24 protein-coding genes are annotated in these 21,799 nt (G+C 41.6%); 11 read left to right on the top strand and 13 right to left on the bottom strand.

What is annotated here, in order from left to right; translation table 11 throughout:
- Positions 1-340: 340 nt before the first annotated feature.
- From QW284_09645 to QW284_09615, 7 genes are all read right to left on the bottom strand, one after another.
- Entirely contained in the window at positions 341-793 is a 453-nt protein-coding gene (locus tag QW284_09645; GenBank protein ID MEM0339928.1) for a PIN domain-containing protein, read from the bottom strand.
- A complete protein-coding gene (locus QW284_09640; GenBank protein ID MEM0339927.1) occupies positions 790-987 on the bottom strand; it encodes an antitoxin family protein in 198 nt (65 codons plus the stop codon). The genes QW284_09645 and QW284_09640 overlap by 4 nt, the downstream gene beginning before the upstream one ends.
- A 318-nt stretch (positions 988-1,305) precedes the next feature.
- Entirely contained in the window at positions 1,306-1,560 is a 255-nt protein-coding gene (locus QW284_09635) for a hypothetical protein (protein ID MEM0339926.1), read from the bottom strand.
- A gap of 354 nt (positions 1,561-1,914) precedes the next feature.
- On the bottom strand, positions 1,915-2,238 hold the full coding sequence (locus QW284_09630; GenBank protein MEM0339925.1) for a hypothetical protein: 324 nt from the start codon (positions 2,236-2,238) through the stop codon (positions 1,915-1,917).
- 99 nt (positions 2,239-2,337) lie between these two features.
- Positions 2,338-2,832 (bottom strand): type II toxin-antitoxin system VapC family toxin, encoded by a 495-nt coding sequence (locus QW284_09625; GenBank protein MEM0339924.1) that lies wholly within the window; start codon positions 2,830-2,832, stop codon positions 2,338-2,340.
- Positions 2,813-3,016, bottom strand: coding sequence for an antitoxin family protein (locus QW284_09620; GenBank protein ID MEM0339923.1), 204 nt, complete (start codon positions 3,014-3,016; stop codon positions 2,813-2,815). Before QW284_09620 ends, QW284_09625 begins: the two co-directional genes overlap by 20 nt.
- 272 nt (positions 3,017-3,288) lie before the next feature.
- Positions 3,289-3,444 (bottom strand): hypothetical protein, encoded by a 156-nt coding sequence (locus QW284_09615; protein MEM0339922.1) that lies wholly within the window; start codon positions 3,442-3,444, stop codon positions 3,289-3,291.
- A 603-nt stretch (positions 3,445-4,047) separates the two neighbouring features.
- Here QW284_09615 and QW284_09610 point away from each other — a divergent pair.
- Positions 4,048-4,740: a hypothetical protein gene (locus tag QW284_09610; GenBank protein ID MEM0339921.1), complete on the top strand. Its 693-nt coding sequence runs from the start codon at positions 4,048-4,050 to the stop codon at positions 4,738-4,740.
- 333 nt (positions 4,741-5,073) lie between these two features.
- On the opposite strand, the gene QW284_09605 is transcribed toward QW284_09610, so the two are convergent.
- A complete protein-coding gene (locus QW284_09605; GenBank protein MEM0339920.1) occupies positions 5,074-6,237 on the bottom strand; it encodes a hypothetical protein in 1,164 nt (387 codons plus the stop codon).
- A gap of 114 nt (positions 6,238-6,351) precedes the next feature.
- Here QW284_09605 and QW284_09600 point away from each other — a divergent pair, with 114 nt between their 5' ends.
- The 10 genes from QW284_09600 (at position 6,352) to QW284_09555 (ending at position 14,859) form a co-directional block, all read left to right on the top strand.
- Positions 6,352-6,492, top strand: coding sequence for a hypothetical protein (locus QW284_09600; protein ID MEM0339919.1), 141 nt, complete (start codon positions 6,352-6,354; stop codon positions 6,490-6,492).
- A 113-nt stretch (positions 6,493-6,605) separates the two neighbouring features.
- The gene (locus QW284_09595) at positions 6,606-7,328 is read left to right on the top strand and encodes a DUF72 domain-containing protein (protein MEM0339918.1); all 723 of its coding nucleotides are present in this window, start codon (positions 6,606-6,608) and stop codon (positions 7,326-7,328) included.
- Positions 7,329-7,424: 96 nt separating this feature from the next.
- Positions 7,425-8,303, top strand: a complete 879-nt coding sequence (locus QW284_09590; GenBank protein MEM0339917.1) for a fumarate hydratase — start codon at positions 7,425-7,427, stop codon at positions 8,301-8,303.
- A gap of 11 nt (positions 8,304-8,314) precedes the next feature.
- Positions 8,315-8,920: a FumA C-terminus/TtdB family hydratase beta subunit gene (locus QW284_09585; protein ID MEM0339916.1), complete on the top strand. Its 606-nt coding sequence runs from the start codon at positions 8,315-8,317 to the stop codon at positions 8,918-8,920.
- Positions 8,921-9,071: 151 nt separating this feature from the next.
- Positions 9,072-9,896: an ATP-dependent sacrificial sulfur transferase LarE gene (gene larE, locus QW284_09580; protein MEM0339915.1), complete on the top strand. Its 825-nt coding sequence runs from the start codon at positions 9,072-9,074 to the stop codon at positions 9,894-9,896.
- A gap of 489 nt (positions 9,897-10,385) precedes the next feature.
- A complete protein-coding gene (locus QW284_09575; GenBank protein MEM0339914.1) occupies positions 10,386-11,141 on the top strand; it encodes an alpha/beta fold hydrolase in 756 nt (251 codons plus the stop codon).
- Between the two features lie 392 nt (positions 11,142-11,533).
- Complete coding sequence (locus tag QW284_09570) at positions 11,534-11,920, top strand: CBS domain-containing protein (protein MEM0339913.1); 387 nt, start codon at positions 11,534-11,536, stop codon at positions 11,918-11,920.
- Between the two features lie 422 nt (positions 11,921-12,342).
- Entirely contained in the window at positions 12,343-12,600 is a 258-nt protein-coding gene (locus tag QW284_09565) for a hypothetical protein (protein ID MEM0339912.1), read from the top strand.
- Positions 12,601-12,605: 5 nt separating this feature from the next.
- Positions 12,606-14,165, top strand: coding sequence for a radical SAM protein (locus tag QW284_09560; GenBank protein MEM0339911.1), 1,560 nt, complete (start codon positions 12,606-12,608; stop codon positions 14,163-14,165).
- A gap of 64 nt (positions 14,166-14,229) precedes the next feature.
- Complete coding sequence (locus tag QW284_09555) at positions 14,230-14,859, top strand: hypothetical protein (GenBank protein MEM0339910.1); 630 nt, start codon at positions 14,230-14,232, stop codon at positions 14,857-14,859.
- Between the two features lie 163 nt (positions 14,860-15,022).
- On the opposite strand, the gene QW284_09550 is transcribed toward QW284_09555, so the two are convergent.
- From QW284_09550 to QW284_09530, 5 genes are all read right to left on the bottom strand, one after another.
- The gene (locus tag QW284_09550; GenBank protein ID MEM0339909.1) at positions 15,023-16,465 is read right to left on the bottom strand and encodes an alpha-L-arabinofuranosidase C-terminal domain-containing protein; all 1,443 of its coding nucleotides are present in this window, start codon (positions 16,463-16,465) and stop codon (positions 15,023-15,025) included.
- Positions 16,466-16,518: 53 nt separating this feature from the next.
- A complete protein-coding gene (locus tag QW284_09545; protein MEM0339908.1) occupies positions 16,519-18,444 on the bottom strand; it encodes a glycoside hydrolase family 127 protein in 1,926 nt (641 codons plus the stop codon).
- Positions 18,445-18,796: 352 nt separating this feature from the next.
- The gene (locus QW284_09540) at positions 18,797-19,753 is read right to left on the bottom strand and encodes a hypothetical protein (protein MEM0339907.1); all 957 of its coding nucleotides are present in this window, start codon (positions 19,751-19,753) and stop codon (positions 18,797-18,799) included.
- Between the two features lie 62 nt (positions 19,754-19,815).
- Positions 19,816-21,072 (bottom strand): ABC transporter permease, encoded by a 1,257-nt coding sequence (locus QW284_09535; GenBank protein MEM0339906.1) that lies wholly within the window; start codon positions 21,070-21,072, stop codon positions 19,816-19,818.
- A 4-nt stretch (positions 21,073-21,076) separates the two neighbouring features.
- A partial coding sequence (locus QW284_09530) for an ABC transporter ATP-binding protein (GenBank protein MEM0339905.1) occupies positions 21,077-21,799 on the bottom strand: 723 nt, incomplete at its 5' end.

Below are 21,799 nucleotides of genomic sequence, written 5' to 3'. Positions count from 1 at the left end.
TACTACTAAGCTGATAAGCTTTGATAAATTGATTTTGTGGCGTACTGCTGTGAACCTCCAGCAACACCCACAACAAACCCAGCCACACAAACTATTGACGCTTCCACAAACTTACCAGATCTCTAGATATGTTAGCTAACGTGAACACTGTATTAGATAGAGCGTAGAATGCGTGGTAGACGTGATAGCTTCATATTGAATCCGCGTAAGGCCTACGAAAACCACTAGCACTGGTATTCCTTGTATAGTGTGCTTGTACTGCATATGCAATATATTTTTTCTTCAATATATGCTCAATGATGGGGTTTGGACGTTGATTGCAAAGGCGTGATCTGCTTTTCTATGGAACAACTCTGAGCCATGGCACTTGTTTGAAGTCTTCATCGAATGTGAGTATAATGTCTATTCCGTAGTGTTTGCAGGTTAATGCAATTTGAGCATCATTGGGAAGGAGTTTAAAGTCCTGGATTATTTGGAGATATTCATTATAGTCGAAGTAATCGTTTACTATTTCGACGCTCAAATCTTTCAGGAAAGAATCTATTGCATCTATTACTTCCCTAGGATATCCTTGCTTTGCAATCAATTTTCTTAAACCGTATCTTCCTTTAACTATGCCTCTCTGTTTATAGTACTCGTACGCCGCAACATAGAGCGCTTCATTAATTGCGATCCCTGAAATCATAAGATGCGAATCGCGATGTGCCTCTAATATTTGCTCAGCTAAGTCACTCTTCTCGGTTTCAAGGAGGATGCCGAGTATGAAGCTGGTATCAATATAGACCAGCTTCATTGCAAATGAGCCTCTTCCTCGATCTCTAGCAGCTCTCTAATTGATGACCTTCCCAGAATCCCCCGATACTTCTTGAGCACCTTCCTTATATCACGCTTTACAGTGACTAATACTTCCTCTCCCTCCTCTAAATCTATTGGTTCTAGAGGCTTAAGGACACCTTTCTCATACCTTACTCTTACGACTTTTGACATTTAGCTTCACCTAACTATACTATATTTATGGCTTTAAGAGGTTAAAGAGTGTTGCAGTAAAGAACAAACCTAGCTAATAGACACGGGCGACCACTAGAAAAAGAGCTGGGGAAACTGCTTGAGAGGCTTGGGCTAGTATGAAGCGCAGGTACCCCATGGAGTTGATTTGCCTAGCGCCTTGAGCCAGTAGCTGGTTTCAAAAGAGCTATGAAGTAGCTCAGCACAGGGGGAGAAGTACAGTCACAACTGCTCCTATTGCAAGTAGTGTGAGTGGGGTTCTCTGCAAGACCTCTACAGTGCCTTACTCACAATAGTTAACTATGCCGTGTATATTTTTTCACCATCAACATATACTTCAATTTTTGGAAACATGATACCTTTGAGAACTATTTTAATCTTGTGTTTTTCATTATCTCCAACATCCATTTCAAGTTCTTTTTTGAATCCTATAGCATAGGTTTCCACAACTCTTCTTCCATCAACATCAACTATTAGTTTTCCAGTCCATTCAGAGTAACGTATGAAAATCTCATGTTTCTCTTGTTTCCCTATGATAAAACGATATTCGGTCAATGTTATCCTAGGTGTTAGCGTTTCCTAGTCTCGACTAATAAATATTTCGCTAATACACACTTTATGCTTTACACTTGGCTCTAGTGTGAGGGAGGTTTTTACGGGAGTTAGTAAGCTTAATTTAAGCTCGTAGACTAGGAGCTCTTCTAGCTCTTTGCAGTTTGGATAGCATCCCTCAACACATACCCAGAAAGCCTCATTGCGCCCTAACTCAATTATGTGTGCATCCCATGATAAGCGATGCACGATTTACCCTAGGTAGTTTAGGGAGTTAGGAACACACCTAAAACCTGCATCACTATGGGTGTGAGGAACTTGTGACTTTTTCACCGAAGGAATGCACCTAGACGTTTGTTACCGATACTTGAAGTATGTCTCATCGTTTCTCTTGTCTACGTGTTCTTTGGGTACAACGATGTGCTTAATAATTGAGCGTGTCTGTGCGGGGTTGTAGTTTATCTCTGCTATTAAATCTCCATAGATTGTTTCTAGTCTGAATCCCCCGGTGTTATCAGGGTAGACAGCTATGTGTAGTATTAGTGGCGGTCCATAAGTCAGCCACCCCATGGTCTTGAGTATGTAGTGTGCTCTCCTCGCTTCTCTGTAGCCATTATGGAAGTATGCTTTTATCAGGTCGTCTACTGGCTGTGTGTATATGAACCCCTGGCTGAAGCCCATGTCCCGAAGTATTTCCTTTCAGTCTTTTCTTATTGCTTCCTAGTCTAACTAAGTTGTGCTGTATTTTCAATTTGCACCAGTAATCCGAAGTCCTCTATATCAACCTAGCTTAGTTTTGATTTCTTCTATAGTCGCCTCTCTAACAAATAGTGTATTAAGCTTTAGTTTTCTGGCTTGGTCTACCATGCCTCTATCATCAGTTATCAGTAGGGAGTTTGTAAGAAGAGTCAGTGCTAGGAAGTAGGTGTCAAAGCCCGACGGAGCTGTTGTTAACGCGACATCGAGTGCCTTATCATATATCACATTCTCGTCTACTATTATGAATGTCTCGCTTAGGCTCTCTATAATCCTCAGCACCTGTTCTCTTGTCAACTCACTCCTCTTTAACACCGATGCAACTTCTATTATACCTGACCTTGGAAAGAACACCTTAAGGTTCTTCTCTTCTAATAAACTCAATATCACATGTATCTTCTCACGGGTCCTGATCTCCCTCTCATAGATATCTCTCTGTAAATATCTTGGTGGTGCAAGGATACTCTTAACCACGACGCTTGTGTCAAGGACGACGCTATCAGTAGAGTTTTCTGTCACGCTTGCGAACCTCTTCTAGGATTTCGTCCACGCTTCTCTTAGCCTCAAAGGTGGTGGATAGGGCTAGCCTATAGAAACTCTTATCCCGCACTACAACCACTAACTCTTCCCCTTCCTCTAGATCCACAGGCTCAAGAGGCTTTAACACACCATTCTCATACTTCACTCTTATTACCTTAGCCACCTAGCTTCACCCATCTACTACATATGGCTTTAAGAGGTTAAAGAGTGTTGCAGTAGAATAATCCTTCTGTCGCAGGCTATCTAATCTTCCCCCAAAATGTTACAGGTTTATTTGGATATCATGCAACAAAACGATACAGGTTTCGGCCTTCGGAGCCAGTGGTCGGGGCTCAAATCCCCCCAGATCCGCCACAGAAGAAGCTCAGAGCATTTCCTTGACTGCTTTAATTAATATATACTTCGATATGTCCTCGCCCTATTAATATGAGTAGGTCATGCTTGGTCTTTTCTGACTGTTATTCTATCTGCAAGCCCTTCACAGTAGATTTGGTCACAACTATGATGTTTTCGAAGTATAGCCATATAGTCGGCGTATCGCTCCATAGAATCTGCTGAGTCTCTCTGTAGAGTAGCGCTCTCTATTCTCATCTAACAGCTTGTTGTACGCGGGATTGCTGTATAGAGGCCCGTTTAAGTTGGTATTGGTTCTACAGTATGTGAGTGCATAGTAGAGAGATTATGGGGAGGGGACCATATATCGCAAGATCGAAGTCATGGTCTGCGAAAAACCCTTTTCAGAAATGCTGTGAGTTACTCCTGCTCAATAATAACTTTATCCCAGTTGTAGCCAGATACTGTTGAATCACTTGGGCAAGCTGGATATCTTTAGGGCTTCTTGTTGACACAAAAGCCTTGGAATTTTTCATAAAACCAGTCTCCTTCAGAAGCTTGACAGCCTTGGAGATGTTGTACTCGTGTGCTTTTGAGCGTATAGACATTTGGAAAAACGGTTGAGGTAATACTGTTAGCTACTGCGACAAAGTCCTTCAAAAGGTTTTTAGCTAGGTGATGCCAAGGCAAAGAGTTATAAACCAGTTGCATAGACTGAAACTATAGCATTGAAATGTGGTATCTCCAAATATGTGGAGATGATGAGTGGGGTCCTCTTTTGTTGATGAAGATGATAGGGGTTAGAGATGCTGAATAAACTTTTATACTGCGACTCTGGTGTTTAGCCATATTGAGTGTTTTGTGAGTGTGATTATGGATATCGGATATTTATTTACATTAATTGTTTTTGGTGCACTTGTTGATTCTGTGGATCCATGCATCTTTGCTTTATACATCTCGCTTTTGGTAACAGCTTCTGTTAGTGGCTTGAAACGTGTTTCAAAAATTGCATTGGCGTTTGTGTCCTCTGTTTTTGTGGGCTATCTTGTATTTGGCGCTATACTCAGAATGATTGTAGCATCATGGCAGTTTCCACGATGGCTACTATCAGTTGTTTTAATTGTCTATGCCCTTGCCATGCTAATCTACACAATCTTCTTTGAGGGTGGGGGAAACGAGGTTGTATGTAGAGAGGATAGAATAGTGTGTAGAATTGCATCTTCGCTAAAACTCGATAGATTTGCGACAGCAGAAACTAGTGTATTGGGTGTTTCTTTACTTGGTTTCTTAGCATCTTTTACGCTACTTCCATGCAGTGCTGGTATGTACATAGCATTCAATTTTGTGACTGCTGACCTTGGTGTATGGGCCTGGCTACCCTTAGCAATGCTGTACACAGCTATATTTATTCTTCCTCTAGTTTTAATAACTATAGCTGTTATAGGGATTACCAAAATAAGGAGAGTCTACGAAGCTGCTTTGTCGAGGCAACGAATACTTAAAACAATCGCTTCAATAGCTATGATAGCTATTGCAATATGGATATACCTTTAAGAGGTTTTAGCATCACGTTCTAGAGGTCTGACCTTTATGTGGGTCTTCATCCCTCATGTGTCTCTCTGCCCCCCGCCTGCAGGAGCCTGGCTTCATCAGTCAGCCTCCCCCATCCCTCTACCAGACTCCCATTGGCGAAGGCAGAGGGGTTTGGGGTGCTTCATCCTTATCTCCCAACTGGTCATCGCTCGTCAGCTTCCCCACATCCCATATGCTAATTGATACTACTAAGCTTATAAGCTTTGATAAATTGATTTTGTGGCGTACTGCTGTGAACCTCCAGCAACACCCACAACAAACCCAGCCACACAAACTATTGACGCTTCCACAAACTTACCAGATCTCTAGAATAGCAAACAGTATTGCCAATATTGCTAGGATGTATGGTACAGTCATAAAGATTGTGGCATTGCATATGAAGCCTTCTCTAGGTTTCTGCTCAACTTTTGGAATGCTTATCTTATGAAAAGCCCATAGGCCTTGAATACTGGAGAGAGCAATTAGATAGTTATTGTCATTAACTTCGAGAGGCTTTATATATAATAGATGCTTAAATAAACCATCTAGAGACTTTCTTTCCAATTCATTTAGATCTTTTGTTAAGATATATACATCAGCCTCTACACCATCTATTTTCACGGGTGTCAAAGCGAGTAGTAGTATACCCGTGTCAAGAGATTTTATGTCCATAACTTCTCCTCCATGCATATAGGCAAATCCTTTTAGCATGTGGTTGCAAACCTTTGCCAAGCCAAATGACCCACCTAAATATATACAATTATTTTCAGTAGCAATTGTGTAGAGGTATCCACCAAGTTTAACCAAGACGCTATTAGTGAGGTGGAGACCACCATCTAGATAGTCTATTAAGACCCCCCCTCTAAAAGGATTTGTATAAGCAATGACAACACCATCTTTCAGCATCCCAATCCTTGGCACAACACCATATCCAGTCTCAACATGTGCTATGTAAATAGATTCTACGGCTAGTGTATCAAGAGATCTCTTCTCAACCCTTATAAACGAATCCCCTGATTTGTTCACAATACCTGCAATATATATGCTGTTATTGTTGATAGCGAGATCCAGCGCCACGTCAAGTCCATTAGATAAGTTCTCGATAACTATTTTCTCTATTTCTAGACCAAGACTAAATACTGTCAAAGCCCATGAAAAAGTATTTCCATTCTTTGCAGATCCAACAACATATATTTTATCCCCATGCACAAGACAGTTATAGTATCCACCCACAAACCCCTTAACAGTCTTTACAATAGAATTGCTAGACAAATTAATAAAGATTGCAAAAGCTCTTGGAACTCCACTCGAGTTTTCAAAACCAAAGATATAGACACTATTGTTGTGCATACAAATAGCGTTTGGAGATCCGAGGATACCTAAGTCAGCTATACTGATGTAGTGAGTCGAGCCTGCAAATAGAAGGAGAGGTGCGAAAAGAAGGGCAACAAATTTTGTGAGAGGAGCATTACGCATCATTTGTTTAGTCACTCAACAGAAAAATCTAAAAACTGTGTAGTATATCTGCTTATGCTTTGGCAAGATAAGATAAATAATAAGTAGCTTTATGTAATAAATACTTAGGTAAGTGGTATGGAGATTACCTGTGATGACTATGTAAAGACACATCCATACAGGTTTTGTAGAGACTTTTGCTCTGAGAAGGCAGTTGATGCAGATTCCTATAGAATCTGTGTAGAGGAATGTGTTAAGAGTATTGAGGAGAGATGCTGATAGCTGTAAGCGCTAAAAGCATTTGATTTACAGTTTAAAGGTTTCTAAGCATCTATAACCTGTTTGATGCTGGTGTTAAAACCTTGATTTTTGTGGGTTGTTGCGGTTTTTGCATGTCTAGACAAAAATACTACTCGCTATTCGATGTTGTTGAGCTCCAGGATACCTTCTATGATCCTCCAGATCCAGATAAGTTGAGTAGATTAGTGAGTGAGGCGCCACCTGGTTTTGTGTTCGCTATGAAGGCTTGGCAGGCAATTACGCATCCACCTGATTCGCCAACGTGGAGAAGGGCTAGGGTTGTTCCAGATAAGAGCCTATCCAACAGATATGGATTTCTAAGACCAACTAAAGAGGTTTTCGATGCATGGGAAAAAATTGTTGAAGGTGCTAAAGCTTTAAATGCAAAAGTAGTTGTTATTCAGACCCCGCCAAGTTTTGGGCATACAGAGGAGAACTATAGGAACGCTTTAGAGTTCTTCGCATCAGCATCAACACAGAACTTCTTAATTGGTTGGGAGCCTAGAGGAACATGGCTACAGAACAGGGATAAGATAGCCGATATAGTCTCTAGATTTAAGAATGTCATTCATGTTGTTGATCCATTTAAAACCCTTCCAGTAGTTGATAAGGAGGTAACATATTTTAGATTACATGGTATTGGTGAGGGAGAGGTTAACTACAGATATAAGTACACAGAACAAGACCTCAAAAACCTTATTAGCATTGTTAGAAAAGCTTTGGAGAAAAGCGGGGAAGTGTTCGTATTATTTAACAATGTTTACATGGCTCAAGACGCACAAACATTCAAAGCATTAACCAAAGCAATACAGTAACAAATTTTCCCTGGCTGGAGCCTATGCAAATATTTCGAAGAGCAACTCTAGTAACTGGTTCAAAATAAGGGTAAGACATAACCGAGGCGATAAACTATGGATCTAAAAGATGCTATAATTAGAGCTGTTGTAGACGGTCTGCATAAAGCTGTAGTCTATCTCCCCAGAGATGTTAAGGAGGCTATTAAGAGGGTTTATGAAGAAGAGTCGTCGCCTGCGGCGAAGGCACATCTAGAGGCTATTCTTAGAAATATTGAACTTGCTGAGAAGCTTGACTCGCCGCTTTGCCAAGACACAGGAATAATAACCTTTTACGTTAGGATTGGAACTGGGTTTCCAGGTACTCAATACATTGAAGAGGCTTTGGTTGAGGCCGTTAGGAGAGCTACACTAGCTATTCCTCTGAGACCAAATAGTGTTGATCCTTTTACTGGTCGAAATAGTGGTGATAATACTGGTAGATATGTGCCAGTTATTTTCTGGGATGGTTTTAGACAAGATGATAACCTTGAAATTGTTATTGTTCCAAAAGGAGGAGGCTCTGAATATGTCTCAACATTTGCTATGGGGGTTCCAGGCAAGGGTATTGAGAATATAAAGGAGATTGTTCTAGATGCTGTTATTAGAGCCGGCGCAATGCCTTGTCCACCAACAATAATCGGCGTTGGCATTGGGGGCACAGCCGATCTTGCAATGCATTTAGCTAGAAAAGCTGCTACAATAAGAAGGGTTGGGTCTAGGCATCCAGATCCCCATGTCTCAGAGCTTGAGGAGGAGCTACTAAGGATGGTTAATAGCCTTGGTATAGGTGCTATGGGGATGGGTGGAACAACATCAACAGCTCTAGCTGTACACATAGAATATGCCTATAGGCACCCAGCTACATATCCAATAGCTATAGCCTTTCAGTGCTGGGCGGCTAGAAGAGCAATTGTAACTATAGAGCCTAGTGGGAAATACTATATCGAGCAGTAGGGTGATTAGATGTGACTGTATATAAGCTTAGGGCACCTCTGAAAGAAGAGGATATTAAAGAGCTAAGGGCAGGAGATACAGTTTATGTATCAGGCATTGTATACACAGCTAGAGATGCCGCTCATAGAAGATTTGTAGAGTATCTGAGAGAAGGGAAGGAACTACCATTTAATTTAAGTAACAGCGCCATATACCATTGTGGCCCAGTTGCAGTAAAGGAGGGGGATAAGTGGAGAATAGTTTCAGCAGGCCCAACAACAAGTATGAGGATGGAGCCATACGAACATATAGCTATAGAGAGACTGGGTGTTAAGATGATCATAGGCAAAGGTGGTATGGGAAAGAAGACTGCAGAGGCATGTAAAAAACATGGAGCTGTCTACACAGTATTCACAGGTGGGGCAGGCGTTTTAGCCGCGCAAGCAATAAAAAGAGTTGTAGAAGTTTATTGGTTGGATCTTGGAATGCCAGAGGCCATCTGGAAGCTAGATGTAGAAGATTTCGGGCCACTCACCGTAGCTATAGACTCAACAGGTAGGAACATCATAGACGAGGTTATAAAAATAGCCATTGAGAGAAAGAAGAGAATGCTAAGCCAAGAAAACGAAGATAAATGACCTGGTTAGAGACCGCATAACTTAGCTGATAAAGCATGGTTTTACAGCGCTGTTGTCAAATCCGTTACCTCTAAAATACAAAAAGCTCTTCTAACTCTCCTGAAAGCTTATTGTATAGACACGGCTATGCTATACAGGTGGCTGTGGAAACATGAGTATCGAGAAAAGCATTGAGAAGCTTTTAACGTGGTTTAAAAATGTTGAGAAGCCTGTTGTCGTAGCCTTTTCTGGAGGTGTTGACAGTAGTGTTGTGTTGGCTGTTGCCTGCAGGGCTATAGAATGTGAAAATGTGTTTGCAGTTACAGCCGTATCGCCCATAAGATTTGAGGAGGATTTGGAGTGGGCTAAGAAGGTGGCTCAGCAGCTTGGCGCAAAGCACATTATTCTAGAAACCGATGAGCTGTCCATTCCAGGTTTTGCTACTAACCCACCCAATAGATGTTATATATGCAAAAAGAATTTGGCCAGCAAATTAGTTGAACTAGCTAAGAAATTAAATGCCAAGACGATTGTTGATGGATCGAACATCTCAGATCTCAACAGTTATAGACCCGGCATACAGGCTTTTCGGGAAGCTGGAATTAGAAGCCCGTTGGCAGAGCTTGAAATTAGAAAAGATGTCGTGAGAGCCATTGCCAAGCATTTGGGGTTGCCAAACTGGAGCAAACCGTCAAACACATGTATAGCAACTAGGATCCCATATGGAGAGGCCATAACACTGGATAAGCTAAGGAGAATAGCACTTGCAGAAAAGATTGTTAGGGAAATCACAAGCGTTGAAGTCATTCGGGTTAGAGATCATGGCTACATAGCTAGGATAGAGGTCGACCCTAGGGAGAGAAGAAAGTTCTTCGACGAAGACATATTGGATAGAATTGTCGCAGAGCTCAAGAAGCTTGGATACAAATATGTGACTCTAGATCTTCAAGGCTACAGAAGTGGAAGTCTTGATGAGTTGATAACAAGGAGTGAATAGAGCAATGAATCAACTACCTATATAAACAATGATAATGCTCCATATATGAATGGCTCTTATGAAAGCATAAAATATTTTGTTGATGTATAATAGTTGTACATGCTTTGTAAACAGCATCGAGTAGGGTTAAGGTGACTAAACTAGCATGGACAGAAACGCTGTTTTGCTACTTCCTACAACAAACCATGACTTTCCACACCTCTAATAGCTATGAGCACTCTTCAAAAAGCTTTGTAAGCTCCAAAGCAAAAATTTGATGGTGATTTCCAAGTTTCCGAATCCAAAAAGCAATAGCATTGTCCAATATCTGCAAAGATTTTAAAATCTTAAATGCTAAATACAAAGTGATGTTGCTTTCTATGAAATCCTTAGCATAATCATTGCATATACTGCATGACAATTTTTTTGAATAATGAATACAAAAGGCATTTATACCCAAAGCCCTTATGATAAAAATAACAAGACATGAACCCATTTGGTGTTTTGGATATGCCATGTGTCGAAAGGCCATTGACTTTTCCTAGTGGAGGCTTTGATCTGTCTGCTTATATCCATATTGCCTCTGTGGGCACTAGTCACATGGTTTTGATGCTCCATGGCTTTACTGGTAATAAGATAGAAGTTAACAGGCTTTTTGTTGATATTGCAAGGGCTTTGTGTAGAAATGGGGTTTCTGTTTTCAGATTTGATTATAGAGGCCATGGAGAGTCTCCTCTTGATTTTGAGGAATTCAGGTTTGAATATGCATTGGAGGACTCTGAAAACGCATTGAAATATGTTAGAGAGATGTATAAACCTAGGAAACTGTTTCTAATAGGCCTCAGCATGGGAGGGCATATAGCAACAAGGCTTGCAGCATTTCATAGCAACGAGGTTTCGGGTGCAATACTCTTGTCACCGGCGCTAAATTTTGTTGAGCTTGGAAGAGGTTTGAAGAGCTTTGCACAAAAAGTTGGTGGATACTACATCTTAGGGCCAAACAGATTAAGTGAAGAAGGTGTTGAGAGTCTATTAAGATACAATGCGTTGGAGCTTGCCGATCGCATTAAAATACCCATTCTAATAATACATGCGAAAGAAGATCAGATAGTTCCATATACACAATCACAGCAACTCTTCGAAAAGCTTCTACACAAAGACAAAAAGCTTATACTCTTGGATAGTGGGGGCCACGTTTTCTCGACCTACGAATCAAAGACTAGGGTTATAGAAGAGATTGTGAATTGGATAAAGCAGAGAATATAACCAAGAAGTATATGGAAGTTCCTACAAGATCAATTGATTTTAGACCCTTATATAGGGCCTTGTTTCAGCATGAAGCTCTATACTTATATTTCAAGTGTCTAAGTCGAGTAGAGAAGAGGCTATTTTGATAAAAGTTTCCGGTCTTGAGAAAGTCTTTGAAGAGCCACAACAGTAGGTTGCTCTCATAAGAGATGTATATAGCTTAAGTATGTGACAGTCTAGAAGCTAGTATAATCAGAAATTTCTGAGTAGAGGATCTATTAAAGAGTTCAATCGTTAACTGGTTTGTTAAGTTGCTTGGTTTCTTCTATAACAGCATATAAATTTTGTTGAACTCAATAAATATAAACTTATAAACATGTTTAACAGAAATATTTAGTTAGTGAGGTATGATGAGTGTAAAAGACATTATGAAAACTGAAGTTATTACGGCAAACGCTGAAGCAAGTATAAGGGATGTAGCAAGGATTATGAGCGAGAAAAATATAGGTAGTATACTGATTGTAGATAACAGCAATAGGATTATTGGAATATTTACAGAAAGAGATCTTGTGAGGGTAGTGGCTCTAGGCATAGACCTAAATACGCCGATAAAGAATGTTATGACAACAAATGTCATTTCAGCATATCTGAGTGACAGTATTGCAACAATAGCGATAAAAATGCTTGAGAAAGGCATTCGACACATGCCAGTGGTAGATGAGCATAATAGGGTGGTGGGCGTAGTTAGCATAAGAGATGTATTAAGAGCTTACGCAGCAGGATGCGAATTTCCATAAGGAGAGCAATGAAATTAAATATATGCTATTTTTCTTGACAGCCCTATTAACCATAGATACTATACCAAGACTTTGAATAAGGTCTGGACATTCGATAGACGGACTCTTCATAGCACATTCGAAGTACATAGTCATTGTCTCAAGTGTATTAAGAGGTTTATCTATGGCTTGTATGCACTGAGATATAGCAAAATACTTACTCAAGCCAAGGGGTTTGGAGATGATGCATATATTATGAGGCACTGGGCTCGCTAATCAGAATGGGTTTCATGTACAAAGCTACCTTAGTGTGTTTTATAGCTTGCTTATAATCGCTTTGTCTATGGGACATAAATTAGATCTATTGGTAGGCTCTTATAGAGAATCTTTATTACTTATGTGACAAGGCATTCTATGGATATATTGCAGAATGGCTGAGAGCTTTGTCTCTAACGTCCCCCAGTACACATAGATTTAAGGGATATCGTGTAGCAGGTACGAATCTCACTTCGCTTGGTTTATTATATGCTGCGGCAGCTCTTGTAAGAGATTCGAACAGGATCTCTAATTATGAAATGCTAGTAAAATCAATCATAAATACATTGTCTTTGGAATGTGATATAGTTGGCATATCAATGCTGGCTTCGATTGCTGTTGGCGACTATGCTGATGAAGAACATGTTTTTCTCTTCTTGAGATGAGAGTCTTGGTCAATGAGGTACTCGATTCTAAGAGATCTAGCAGAAGAAGTGGTATTGGGGCTTTGCTGGCTGGTGTTAGACTACTATTCAACAACCCTATTGCGCGTGCTATTCTAAAGGCAGCTACAGTTGAGTCTTGCTGTACCTATGGGGATATATGTATAAGTGCCTCTGTGATATATCATGCCCTGTCTATGTATGCTGGCGAGAGTGTTTTATGTCCCGTTGTAACAAGGTTGATGGGAACAATAATCGATAGTATTATAGATGTTGGTATAAAGCTTCTTAGTGGAAGAGAGGAGGAGGTCATTGAAGCGCTTAAAGACCCTGCCATAAGACGTGGAGTTGCAACTGTGCTAAAGGGGCTGGGGCTATACGGTGTAACAGTTCCACAGAAGTTGCCAGCGCCATTCATGATAGTGTGGAACTTCACCAACATGTGCAACCTTAAATGCAAACACTGTTACCAGAGAGCTGACAAGCCACTGCCGAATGAGCTCAGCTTGAAGGAGAAGCTGATGGTTGTTGATCAGCTTGATAGAGCTGGTGTTGCAGCCATAGCTTTGAGTGGTGGAGAGCCAACTATACACCCACACTTCTATATAGTTCTACACGAAATAGCTTCGAGGGGTATGTACACAGCTGTTGCAACAAATGGGTGGGTCTTCGCAGACATGGAGAAAATTGAAAAGGCGAAGAAACTTGGACTAAGATATGTCGAGGTATCTGTCGACAGTGCAAATCCTGTGAAACACGATGAGTTTAGAGGTGTTAGAGGCTCGTGGGAGAGGGCGGTCAAGGCGCTTGAGAATGCTGTGAAGCTTGGGCTGAACCATGCGATGGCCGTCACAATAACTAAGATGAACATTGATGAGGTTGACGATATCCTTGATCTTGCTGAGAGCATTGGCGTTAAAAGAGTTGTTTTCTTCAATTTTGTGCCAACTGGAAGAGGAGAGGAGAACAGATACCTTGATCTAGATCCAATAGAAAGAGAGGAGTTTCTCAGAACAATATATAGGGAGATGGGTAGGAGGAAGCTGGAGATACTGAGCACAGCGCCACAATACGGGAGGGTAGCACTACAGCTAAGCAGAGGAAGGGACATAGCGCCAACACACTTCTATGTGGGTGGCGACCCAGTGGTAAAGGCAGTTGCAGAGTTTGTCGGTGGTTGTGGGGCTGGGAGGATATACGCAGGGCTCCAACCAGATGGAACACTCAAACCATGTGTATTCATGCCAATACCTGTAGGCAACTTGAGGGAAAGGCCATTCTGGGACATCTGGGAGAGCAACCCACTACTCAAAGCGTTGAGGGATAGAAATAGGCTCAAAGGGTTCTGCTCAAAATGTCCATACAGAAACATGTGTGGAGGGTGTAGAGCAAGGGCATACGCATATTTCGGAGATCCACTAGCGCCCGACCCAGGATGCATATACAACATGAGGTACTGGAAAGAGATAGCTAGAGAGCCTCAGGAAAGTAGACATCAATATCAGTTGTTGCAGGTGAGCCCAAAAACAATATTGCAAAACCCTCTATACATCACCACCAGCATCTAAACCCATATCCTATAAATAAATTTTTTAGGTACTTAATCATATTACCTACTGTGTGGATATTACTATGCAATCAGATTTTGTAGAGATCCTAACCATTTTATCTATCCTAGTACCTATTCTATCGGCTCTTGGCGGCATTACCTACTGGCTTGGCAAGAAATTTGCAGAAATAGACCACAGGTTTAAGGAAATAGACAATAGGTTCAAAGAGATAGACAGAAGATTCGAAGAAATTGAGAAGAGGTTCAGAGATATTGATGAGAAATTCAAAGAGATGGAGAAGAAGTTTGATGAGCTTAAAGGATACATAGACATGCGGATTACTAGACTTGGAGAAGCATTTAGATCCTATCAAGAGTTTTTCATTGAGTACCTAGCATCACAAGATCTGTTAAAGCCTCTTGAGGCATCTATGCTGAAAAACGAGGCTATGAGGATAATTAGGCTTGCTACCCCCAACCCAATATCAAAAGAGGAGTGGAGAAGGATAAAAGAGCTTCTAGAAAAAGACGAGCTAACACTTGAAGAGGCTCTCGAACTTAGAGAACTTGCTAGAAAGGTAACTGATGAATATGGTGAAAGACCAGAGGCCTGGAAGCTACATGCATACGCCTCTTTAATGGTCGGATATGCTTTGAGAAAGATGAGGAAAGAGGAAGAGAAGAGGAAACAGGAAGAGAAGAAAGGCGGGTAGAACCTGAAACTTATTGCACTGCTTGTTGTTGGCAACAATGCTGTTTTGAAAAAGGATGAACTGTATCAAAACTTTGCGAAGCTAAGCAATCAAAATTTCATTTGTAGAGAAGTGTTTAATCTCAATAAAAAATAAGGTGTTTTGGTGCAATATGAAATACAATTTACGATATTATTAGTAGGTTTGCTGAGTGTGGTGGTATTGTTAGCACTTCTCTTGTTTGTGGCACCCCCTCCTCTATTCTGACTCTGTTTGGCTCTTCGAATGTGTTTTTATCGTCTATGGAGGACCCCGCCACATACTTGTGTATAACTGTTGATGGCTCCAGGCCTTTTATGTGCAGATGTATCTGGGCTTCTTCCTCTGGATGCCTGTTAACAATGTAGAGATATAACTTGTTGTCTACCTTCACTGCTGAGGCGTCTATGTATGGAACTAGCATGTCGAGTTCTTCTGATCTATATGTAGGTGATGCCACATATGCTGTAACCACATCACCTTCTCTAGTCTCTGAATACAGTCTAAACACAAGGTATTGTGGTGTTAGAAGAATTCTATCGTCTTTCGTTAGCATCAGCGGCAACACATTTACTGTTTGTGCAAATGTTGCTATTGGGACTATCTTCGATAGCCTCTGAAGAGCGTTTAGCACAAGCGCTGTTAACACAGCGTCTCTAACGCTTGTTATCTGCTCTAGGTATGGGGGCTGCGCCTCCGGATACCAGACATTCCACTCGTCGAATGCTATCCTTATATCCCTCTTTATCTTGTATTTCCACTTGGTCTGCTGAATAACGTTGTATATGCTCTTCAGATTCTCCTCTATCTTTATAGGCCATGCAACAAGATCCTCGTATCTCTTTCCCTGCCTATCTGTGAAGATGTAAGTGTGTATGGATAGGTAATCTATGTATTCACCGGCTATTCTAATCATATCAACATTCCATTCAGGGTCATTGTCAACCCCCACAGCAACAAGCTTTGTTGTTGGATCTATTCTCCTCATATGATCAGCGAATTGTACTGTTCTCCACCCACACTCCTCAGCATCTCTACAGAACCCCACCTGCCACCTACCCCACAACTCGTTTCCAATACCCCACAACTTGACGTTGCAAGGCTCTGGATGACCATATCTCCTCCTGAGGTTAACGTAGTATGTATCCTTTGTAGAGTTGCAGTATTCGACCCATGCAGCAGCCTCCTCAGGAGTCCCATTACCGGCATTGACAACTATGTAGGGCTCTGCACCAACAAGCCTAGCCCACTCAATAAACTCGTCGGTTCCAAACTCGTTTGGCTCGACCTGTCCCCAAGCCAAGTCGAATCTCTTTGGCCTACCCTCCCTAGGCCCAACACCATCGAGCCAGTGGTATTGGGAAACAAAGTTTCCGCCAGGCCACCTAACAACAGTGGGCTTAATGGCCTTGACAGTCTCTAAAACATCGAGTCTAAAGCCCCTCAGATTCGGTATGCTAGACCTCTCACCAACCCATATACCGCCATAGATACACCTACCAAGATGCTCTATAAACTGACCATAGATCCTCTTATCAAGTTTCGATATAATCGAGGAGACATCTATATAGACATCTGCTTTAAACACGGGATTTACTCACCTAAGACATTACAAAAAGGAATAAATTTAAAACTGTATTGTTAAACCATATTCTTGAAATTTCTAAGACTCTTAATCCACACAGTCATTCTTGTCCTACCTCTATTGTTCCAAAGATGATATGGTATAGCCATAAACTTTGTTTCCTTAGCCACCCAACCCCTTGTGTAATCAGTGTATAGGGTGTTTTTCCAGTTTGAGGTATCTATTAGATAGCCTGTTCCCTTAACAACAACTATTCCCCCAAGCAAATCCTCTTTAAACTCTTCCTCGAACCTTGTATTCTCTGGATCTATGGCAAGGTTTCTCACATCAAAGCCATTATCTATTTCCTCAACAGCGTAGACAAGTGGTCCTCTCGCAATTGCTACTTTACTATAATCGCTTTCAATCCATGGATGAGGCTTTACAAGCCTGGGTTTCACAGGCAACGCTATTTTTACTGTGTCTCCCCAATTCCACACCTTCTTGAGCTCTGCATATTCTCCTATCTTAGGCTCGTATACAATGTTTTCAACACTAATTCTTGCTCCCTCAGCCCATCTAGGAATCCTTATCCTCAACGAGAACTCATCTGATTTCTCTGGGTATACCCTAATCTCGATATTTCCATCCCATGGATAATTCGTCTTCATCTCAACCCCAATTCTATTGCCATTCAAGGAAATCTCTGCTTTACTACCAATGAATAGGTTTATCCATATCTCTTGCCTCTGCTTTGAAATAGCATAGATCATCTCTGGAACATATGCTATCAGCCTAGCTATATTGGGCGGACAACATGCACATTCATACCATTGGCTCCTCTCATGTTTTGCATGATAATCTGCAAGCGGATTTACGTAGAAGTATCTTATACCATCAAGAGATATCCCAGCTAATGCAGCGTTATACAGTATAGTTTCTAAGACGTCCATATATTCTGCATCTCCTATGGCTAGAAACATTCTCCATGCCCACATAACACCTGCTACAGCTGCACATGTTTCGCTATAGGCTCTCTCATTTGGAAGCTCATAGTCTTCGCCAAACGACTCTCCCTCGTATCTTGATCCAAGCCCACCAGTTATATACATTTTCAAAAGCGTTTTTCTCCAAAGCCTCTTTAGAGCCTCTATAAGCCTCTCTTCCCCCGTCTCAAGATAGAGATCTGTTGCGCCTGCGAACAAGTATAGTGTTCTTACAGCATGGCTTCCAACAAAATCCTGCATATCCCTGATATTTTCATGGTCAACAAGATACTCATGGCTAAAGAATAGTAGTGGATATGGAACTTTGTGGAGATTAGCAATTCTTTTCCTACCCCTGAAATCGATGAAGAATTTAGCAGTTTCAAGATACTTCCTCTCCCCAGTTTCGCGATAAAGCTCTATCAAGGCAAGCTCTATTTCTGGATGGCCATCACCGGCCTCTAGCCTACCCCAGCCAAAGACATCAGAAATGAGATTAGCAAACCTTTTTGCAGCATCAAAAAGCTTCTGATCATTCAAAGCTCTTCTGGTTGCAATACCTGCTTGAATTAAGTGTCCTGCGCAATAGAGTTCGTGAGACCATGCTAAGTTAGACCACCTCTCAAGATTATTAAGCTGTATAAAGGTGTTGAGATATCCGTTGGGCATCTGAGCAGATACAACATCTTCTATAGCTTGTGTAACAAGATTGTAGAGCTCATTGTCATAGACGTGAACAAGTGCATATGCAGATGCCTCGATAACCTTATAGACATCTGAATCATTAAACCAGAACCTCCCAACATAGCCACCAACCCCCTTACCAGAAGCCCTTCTAAAATTCTCAAGCCTTCCAGTATCCTCAAGCATGCTAAACTGATGCTTCAAAACCACCTTAGCTAACAACTCAAGCTTTTGTCTCCAAAAGCCATCAGATACTTTAACCCTATTCAAAGGCACAGGACAAAGCTTTGCATAGGGGCTTTTACTAACATTAACAACGAATACTTCTTCCAAAAGATCCAACCCCATATTTTTAATCAAAATCAAAAGAGAAAAGTCTTTATAAATTTCATCCTTAGTTTAATTCTATCAGTTACACGATATCGATTTGAAAACAACGTGATGGCCGACTGCTTTGAGCTGATTTTTGAATGGTATGCTGATAATAGAAATATTTTAATAATGTTGGTAATGCAGATAGAACACTAGCATGCATAACTCGATAAAGTATAAATATCAATACAGGCGCTGTAACCCGCGTTAATTGAGAGGAATTGCCAACAATGCCAAATGAATATTGGCAACCAATAACCTTCAGTAGCCATGAAATGCATATTAAGGTCTGTAGATAGCTTGGCTATCTTGGCTATAGGTGTTTCCATAGTGTTAATGGCGAGATTTTCGACGGGTCTGGCCTTAATTGCCCCGCCCTAACCCTCTCCAAGGCCTTTGTAAGAGGCTCTGCATCAAGTGCCACTGTTGTGTATAGAGCTGCTAGAGCACTCCACCTCCCCCACACCCTTATATATTCCCTTTCAACATTCTTCTCATCCACTCTATAGACCTCGGAAACAATTCTCCTAAGCCACCTATCTATGGGGGGCTTCGAATAGTCTCTAAGCGAGAGCGCTAGTGCTAGTCTCGATGTGTATTCCCCCACACCCCTAATGCTTAGTAGCTCCTCCTCCAGCTCTCCAGACCCCACATCAAATCCGTTCAAATGCTGCTTCTCTGTAAACAGCTTCGCCAATGCAACAACAGTCTTCGCTCTATAGCCGAGACCAGCGCCCAAAAGCATGTCCATGCTATTCTCATTTATGTTTGAAGGGCTTGGAGGAACATATGTCTCGACATCCTCGACAACAACCCTCTTCCCAAAAACCCTTATGAAGTTGTAGAACATTTTCCACCCCTGCTTAAAACTAGCGTTTTGCTGGCAAACACCTATGACAGATGCTATCCATGGTGGGGAAGCCCTCATATGCATACCATACAACATTTCTAGAGATGGTGAGAGAAGAGTGTCTCTAGCCACTATACCGTAAAACTCTGTCAAGTCCTCCCCCAAACCAAGAACATGCTCAACCATTTTACCGAGCTCATCAACACCCTCCAACCTCCTATTCTTGGATACGTAGACCCTGGCCTCGATCTCGCTACCAAAATCAGCAAGAACAAGAATAGTGTCTTCCAATGGGACTAGAAACCTCTCGCCGCTGAACCAAAAAGAGAAGTTGTATACAGAGGCCGTCAAGAAGAAGCTGAAGTCTTTGGGCTTCTTAAAAACGAGTTTATCGAAATAGACAAGCTTTTCTACGGACATTTGTTGTACACCTAGGTTGTGTATTATATAAAGTCTGCTAATCTGTGTTCTATTTGCTGTATCTATCTCTCTTTTCTCCTTATAGACACCTCCAAACCAGCTATGATAACATCTCTATTAAATATAGTTATAGCTGTATAGATCAGAGCTATGCAAACAGCTATGCTGGTTGCTATGGACAATGCAACAAGAGTTCCATTTCCCGACAACAAAAATAGTGCGTAGGCGTAGGGTAGTAGAGCCACTGTTGAGCCAGCTAAAATTGCTGTGAATGCTGTTGGTGGAAGCCCTATGAATGCAGCCGCAAACCCTGCTCCGAGGAAGATAAACAGTATTATTGTCGATAAACCACCTGCTGTATTTTCATCAGATGTTATAGACCCTATTATAATGCCTATTGAGCCTGTCATTATGAGTCCCAAAACAATAGATGCCGGTATTAGAGCGTAAATAATGCTGCTAAAAATCGTTGATGCTATACTTGCATTCTGTAGCTGGATTGCCAACTGTGAGGAGGTTTGTAGAACAGGCACCAAGATCGAGATGAACATATTCAACAAGGTTAGAACCCCGTATACTATCGACGATATTGATGACCCAATGATCTTGGCCAATACAATGTCTCTTCTCTTAACCGGCTGGGCCAAAAGCATTTCAAAAGCCTTCTCAGTTTTCTCCATAGTCACTGTAGCTGTAGCTGATATAGCGTTTATCGCGAGGATTATGGAGATGAAAAATGGTAGTGTTGTTGCAACCGATGCAATTACATAGTATTCATATTCGCTAACAACGTTGTTGAATAGTATAACAGAGGTGTTTATGTGTATCGACTTCGACGAGTCTAAACCGATGTTGTGTTCCATACCTATGGCTATGGGCAAGAGCCTTTCAAGTGCTTGTGAAAAAGATAGGAGCCTGTCTCGCATCGAATTTCCGCTGGACATGGAAAAAGACGAGAGTTTTACAAAACCCTTTAAGCTAATGCCCCTCTGTGGGGAGGTGACATTCTCTGTGAACCCCCTCGATATAGCCACTCCTATGCTACACCTAGAGATGGCTTCTTGAAGAGATGAACATGTGTATACCTTTCCATTGAACGACTTGTTGAGCAGGTTTGCCAAGGTTGTGATGACGCTGCTGTTCTCTTCAAAGACTACGCATATACCCGCCTCGCTAGCCTCAGCCCCAATCTTGATTGTCTCGCCAATCAAATTCCCAAGAATGCTATAGAAAACAGCTAGAATTATGAGGGTGGCTATGTAGCCAGGGCTCTTGAGAAAAACTCGGAGTTCTCTCTTCACAAGTTGTGAAAGGGCCATCTTGCTACACTGTAGCCCGGTTTTTCATCTTTATGAATACCTCCTCTAGGTTTGCGGCATTAGCAAGTTTCTTCAGCTGTTCTGGTGTTCCCTCGGCTATGAGCTTGCCCTTGTATAGCATGCCGACTCTGTGGCTGAGGTACTCTACCTCGAGCATGTTGTGGCTGCTCAGGAGAACTGTTATGCCAAACTCTCTATTGTATTTTTTGATCATGTCCCTGACATATATGCTTCTCTCAACGTCTAGTCCGGTTGTTGGCTCGTCTAGTATTAGGAGTTTTGGTTTGGAGGCTAGAACAGTTGCGACGGCGAGTATTCTCTTCATACCCTTGCTATAGGTTCTAACAGGTTTCTTCAAAGCGTTTCCGAGATCGCATATCCTGGCGGCCTCCTCAACAGTCTCCTCAAGCCTTGCACCAGTAAACCTCAGAGAAAGCATAAACCTTATGAAGTCGTAGCCAGTCAGATCCCTGTATGCACCGGCCTCCTCAGGCAGGTAGTTGATCATAGACCTAACACGAAGAGGCTCCCTAACAACGTCAACACCATAGACATAGACACTACCTCTAGTAGGCTTAATCAAAGTAGCTATAATTCTGAGGGTAGTTGTCTTGCCACTCCCATTGGGCCCAACCAAAGCATATATCTCTCCATCGCTAACAGTAAAAGAAAGGCCATCAACACCGACAGACCCCCTACCATAGACCTTAACAAGATCCCTAACAAC

Origin of the sequence: Ignisphaera sp., from assembly GCA_038735125.1 — an archaeon.
Taxonomy (GTDB): domain Archaea; phylum Thermoproteota; class Thermoprotei_A; order Sulfolobales; family Ignisphaeraceae; genus Ignisphaera.
This window is presented reverse-complemented; position numbering and strand designations above follow the sequence as displayed.

Coding starts and splice junctions, on each gene's coding strand:
- QW284_09600 (MEM0339919.1), top strand. CDS start 6,352: ATGGAGATTACCTGTGATGACTATGTAAAGACACATCCATACAGGTTT.
- QW284_09555 (MEM0339910.1), top strand. CDS start 14,230: ATGCAATCAGATTTTGTAGAGATCCTAACCATTTTATCTATCCTAGTA.
- QW284_09640 (MEM0339927.1), bottom strand. CDS start 987: ATGTCAAAAGTCGTAAGAGTAAGGTATGAGAAAGGTGTCCTTAAGCCT.
- larE (MEM0339915.1), top strand. CDS start 9,072: ATGAGTATCGAGAAAAGCATTGAGAAGCTTTTAACGTGGTTTAAAAAT.
- QW284_09605 (MEM0339920.1), bottom strand. CDS start 6,237: ATGATGCGTAATGCTCCTCTCACAAAATTTGTTGCCCTTCTTTTCGCA.
- QW284_09575 (MEM0339914.1), top strand. CDS start 10,386: ATGCCATGTGTCGAAAGGCCATTGACTTTTCCTAGTGGAGGCTTTGAT.
- QW284_09645 (MEM0339928.1), bottom strand. CDS start 793: ATGAAGCTGGTCTATATTGATACCAGCTTCATACTCGGCATCCTCCTT.
- QW284_09535 (MEM0339906.1), bottom strand. CDS start 21,072: ATGGCCCTTTCACAACTTGTGAAGAGAGAACTCCGAGTTTTTCTCAAG.
- QW284_09540 (MEM0339907.1), bottom strand. CDS start 19,753: ATGTCCGTAGAAAAGCTTGTCTATTTCGATAAACTCGTTTTTAAGAAG.
- QW284_09595 (MEM0339918.1), top strand. CDS start 6,606: ATGTCTAGACAAAAATACTACTCGCTATTCGATGTTGTTGAGCTCCAG.
- QW284_09590 (MEM0339917.1), top strand. CDS start 7,425: ATGGATCTAAAAGATGCTATAATTAGAGCTGTTGTAGACGGTCTGCAT.
- QW284_09570 (MEM0339913.1), top strand. CDS start 11,534: ATGAGTGTAAAAGACATTATGAAAACTGAAGTTATTACGGCAAACGCT.
- QW284_09630 (MEM0339925.1), bottom strand. CDS start 2,238: ATGGGCTTCAGCCAGGGGTTCATATACACACAGCCAGTAGACGACCTG.
- QW284_09615 (MEM0339922.1), bottom strand. CDS start 3,444: ATGAGAATAGAGAGCGCTACTCTACAGAGAGACTCAGCAGATTCTATG.